At 49.4% G+C, this 4,082-nt stretch carries 5 protein-coding genes; all 5 read left to right on the top strand.

Annotated elements, in window-relative coordinates:
- Positions 1-255 precede the first annotated feature (255 nt).
- On the top strand, positions 256-735 hold the full coding sequence (locus QZP87_RS06185; RefSeq protein ID WP_291322053.1) for an acyltransferase: 480 nt from the start codon (positions 256-258) through the stop codon (positions 733-735).
- Positions 736-737: 2 nt separating this feature from the next.
- Positions 738-2,204 carry a sugar transferase gene (locus QZP87_RS06180; RefSeq protein ID WP_291322052.1) on the top strand — a complete coding sequence of 489 codons (1,467 nt, stop codon included), beginning with the start codon at positions 738-740 and terminating at the stop codon, positions 2,202-2,204.
- 170 nt (positions 2,205-2,374) lie between these two features.
- Positions 2,375-3,388: a Gfo/Idh/MocA family oxidoreductase gene (locus QZP87_RS06175; protein ID WP_291322051.1), complete on the top strand. Its 1,014-nt coding sequence runs from the start codon at positions 2,375-2,377 to the stop codon at positions 3,386-3,388.
- Between the two features lie 3 nt (positions 3,389-3,391).
- On the top strand, positions 3,392-3,847 hold the full coding sequence (locus tag QZP87_RS06170) for a DUF3307 domain-containing protein (RefSeq protein WP_291322050.1): 456 nt from the start codon (positions 3,392-3,394) through the stop codon (positions 3,845-3,847).
- 44 nt (positions 3,848-3,891) lie between these two features.
- Positions 3,892-4,082: polysaccharide biosynthesis C-terminal domain-containing protein (locus QZP87_RS06165; RefSeq protein ID WP_291322049.1), on the top strand; the 191-nt coding region annotated here is incomplete at its 3' end.

The following is a 4,082-nucleotide window of genomic DNA, read 5'->3' as shown; positions in this document are numbered from 1 at the left end:
ATTCTTTAAAGATTTTTTTGCCCACGAAGTTACACGAAGGGGCACGAAGTTTTCTGGCCGCTTTGCGGCTAAAATATTCTGTTTCTTTCTTGGTGTAGCTTAGTGTGGCTTCGTGGGCAGAGATTCTTAAAAGATTATTTTGCCCACGAAGTTACACGAAGGGGGCACGAAGTTTTGGTGGCCGTTTTGCGGCTAAAATATTCTGTTTCTTACTTTGTGTTACTTAGTGTGGCTTAGTGGGCAGGAGGCAATGTAATGTCTGAATCACTGAAGAAAATCGCCCAAGACGTAAAGATTGGCAAAGACGTCAGGATCTTTGACTTTGTCAACCTCTACGGCTGCGAGATCGGGGATGAGACCAAGATCGGGACCTTTGTGGAGATCCAGAAGGGAGTGAAGATCGGCAGGCGCTGCAAGATTCAGAGCCATACCTTTATCTGCGAAGGGGTGACCATTGAGGACGAAGTCTTTGTGGGTCACGGGGTCATGTTCATCAATGATTCAGATCCCAGGTCGGTCAACGCTGACGGGTCTATACAGGGAGAGGCGGACTGGACCTGTGTGCCCATCCTGGTTAAAAATAAGGCCTCCATCGGGTCCAACGCCACTATTCTCTGCGGGGTGACCATAGGAGAGGGAGCCCTGGTGGGGGCCGGGGCCGTGGTCACCCGGGATATTCCAGATAATATGGTTGTAGCGGGCAATCCCGCCAGGGTGATCAAACAAAGGGTTTAGATATGTTGAAAAACCAACCCAGATTCAAGTTTTACCTTTTATTCCTGGACATATTCCTGCTGCTCTTTTCTTTTTTGCTGACCCTGATTCTGATGCCCGGGCCTTTGCATCAATGGACGGGACAAAGCTTGGGCTGCATCCTGAACTGCCTTTCCTCCTATATCTTCTTCAGCCTGATTATTGTTGTAATCTTTTTTTTCAACAATCTCTATAAAAGAAACATTCTTGTCACCAGGTACAGGCAGTTTATCCTGATCCTGAAATCCCTGGTTATCGGCATACTGCTCTGCGTGGTCATCCTGGTATTCTACAATCCGGATTTTCTGATGGAACACGGCAAGCAGATTTTTTTATACTTCTTTTTCATCAGCCTGGCCCTGCTTACCCTGGTCAGGGCCATGTTCATGAAGCAGGTCCTTTTTTTTCTGCACCAGAAAAATCTCTACCCTCAGAAGGTCTTGATTGTCGGAGCGGACGAACCAGGCAAATACGTGGCCGGGCAACTGTCCTCGGATCGCTTTTTCAACTATCATATCGCCGGTTTTCTGGACGACTACAAGGAGCCCGGCACTCCCGTCATAGAGGGACATAAAAATCTGGGCCGCCTGAAGGACCTGGACAGGCTTATTATTGAACTGGATATAGATGAAATAATCATAGCCATCCACAAAGCCCCTTATACCAGGCTGATCCGGATCCTGGAGGCCTGCCTCAAGACCGGATGCGTGGTCCGGGTCTATTCGGACCTTTTGGAGATTGTGACCAGCAAAATCAACGTGGAGTCTTACGCGGGCATTCCCCTGGTCATGCTGGCCCAGAGCACCAGAAAGACCGCCACCTACCCCTTTAAGAGAACTTTTGATTTTTCAGCCTCCCTGACAGCCCTCATTGTACTCTCGCCTTTGTTCGCTCTAATCGCCCTGGGGATCAAGCTTTCCTCACCCGGGCCGGTGATATTCAAGCAGACCAGGATCGGCCATGAAGGACGGCCTTTTACCTTTTACAAGTTTCGGTCCATGCACTGCGGCGAGGCATGTACCCAGCACAAGGAATTCGTTCAGAACTTCATCAAGGAAAGCTCCAGGGAAAAAGAATCCGCCGGAGACGAGATCAAGGTCTTTAAAATGACCAATGATCCCAGGATATTTCCTTTCGGCAGGTTTATCCGCAAAACCAGCCTGGATGAGTTTCCCCAGTTCTACAATGTGCTCAAGGGGGATATGAGCCTGGTCGGCCCCAGGCCCTGCCTGCCCTATGAATGGGAGATCTATGACTCCTGGCACAAGGAAAGACTGAACTGCCTGCCCGGCTGTACAGGCATCTGGCAGGCCCTGGGCAGAAGTACGGTCAATTTTCAGGAAATGGTGGTTCTGGATCTGTATTATGTAAGCAATATGTCCATCTTGCTGGATATAAGAATCATCGTGAATACTTTTCCGGCAATTTTCCTGGGCAAGGGGGGATTTTAGGACGGAAGTCGGCCGGTATCTTCCCCACTGAATGGTTACGGTGGAAGAAGACAAGCACGGGTCTGTATCAGCTTTCCGCCGACGTCTGATCTCTGATGTCTGACCTCTGGTTTTGGTCTGATGTCCGAGGTCTGGTAGAGGTGGGCAGTCAAACATAATTGGGAGGGAGTATGATAAAGGTGGGAGTAATCGGCTGCGGATACTGGGGTCCGAATATCATCCGCAATTTCAGCCAGATGTCCAGGACAGAGGTCAGCAGAGTGGCTGACCTGGACCAGGAAAGACTGGCTCACATCAGGAAACTTTACCCTTTTGTCCAGACCAGCACCATGTCCCAGGAAATACTGTCAGATCCTTATATCCAGGTTGTGGCCATCGCCACCCCCATCAACACCCATTTCGAACTGGCCAGACAGGCCCTGGAACAGGGCAAGCATGTTTTTGTGGAAAAGCCCCTGGCTTCCAGCAGTCAGCAGGCCCGGGAGCTCATCCAGCAGGCCCGTAAACAGGAAAGAAAACTCATGGTCGGGCACACCTTTCTGTATACCTCGGCTGTGAGAAAAATCAAAGAGATCATTAAATCCGGAGAATTAGGCGATATCTATTATATCAACGCCCAGAGGTTGAACCTGGGGCTTTTTCAAAAGGACTACAATGTTATCTGGGATCTGGCCCCGCATGATATCTCCATTGTGCTCCATCTCCTGGAGCAAAACCCTGTATCAGTGCAGTCTTTCGGGGCATGCCACATCAATCCTGCTATCGAGGATGTAGCCACTCTGTCCCTGGACTTTGGAAACAACCTCATCGCCTTTCTGCAGATGAGCTGGCTGGACCCGGACAAGGTTCGTAAAATGACAGTGGTGGGCAGTGAAAAAATGCTGGTCTATGATGACATCCAGCCTGCAGAAAAAATCAGAATCTATGATAAAGGGGTGCAGGGTCCAAAGTATTACGACTCTTTTGCTGAGTTTCATTATTCATACAAATACGGAGATATACTGATTCCCAAGATAGACGGGGGAGAGCCTTTGCAGACAGAGCTCAGTCATTTCATCGATTGTATAGAGCAGGATCTGACCCCCCTTACAGACGGGGAAAACGGTTTGCAGGTGCTCACGGTCATGGAGCAGGCCCAGAGCTGTCTGCAGAACAGACGCGCCCAGAACAAAGAGGCGGAGTAACAGGTGCTCACACTTTTTTTATTGATGCTGGCAGCCCACTTGTGCGGAGATGTATTGATATATTCTCCATCCATGGCCAGAAATAAACGCAGCGGTTCTTTCTGGAGCCGCTCCCAGGTCATTTTCCGGCACGCCCTGATACATGCCCTGCTGATCTGGCTCTGGCTGTGGCCCTACCCTTTAAGCCTGAAGATCTATGCTTCCGTTTATATTCTGCTGGTGCACTACCTCCTGGATATCTCCAGGACATATTACGAGGAGATCCTTATAGACAAACAGGAGTTTCATATCTTCTCCAGAAAGGATCTTTGGAAATGGATCAGAGGCCAACCTCTTCAACAGGAAACAAAAGCTTTCCTGAAAAAACACATGAAGGTCTGGCTGAGCATCAACCTGCTTGACCAGTCTCTGCACCTGCTGTCTATCCTGGTGTTTGTGCTTGTCTGGGCCAGGATCTGAACATCGAACTTTTGTAACAGTTTAGCTGCTCCACCGGGGTCTTCATGAACATGACCGGCAGGCAAAAGGCCTTCAGAAATATTGTCATGACCGCAGCAGCAATAAACATCATCCTCAATCTCATCCTCACCCCAAGTTTTGGCATTTACGGCGCAGCCATATCCGGCATGACCAGCATCATCTTCTGGAACCTCTACACCCTGGCCTACATCAAAAAGAAACACGGCCAGACCAT

This window comes from Desulfonatronospira sp., from assembly GCA_003563255.1.
Lineage (GTDB): Bacteria > Desulfobacterota > Desulfovibrionia > Desulfovibrionales > Desulfonatronovibrionaceae > Desulfonatronospira.
This window is presented reverse-complemented; position numbering and strand designations above follow the sequence as displayed.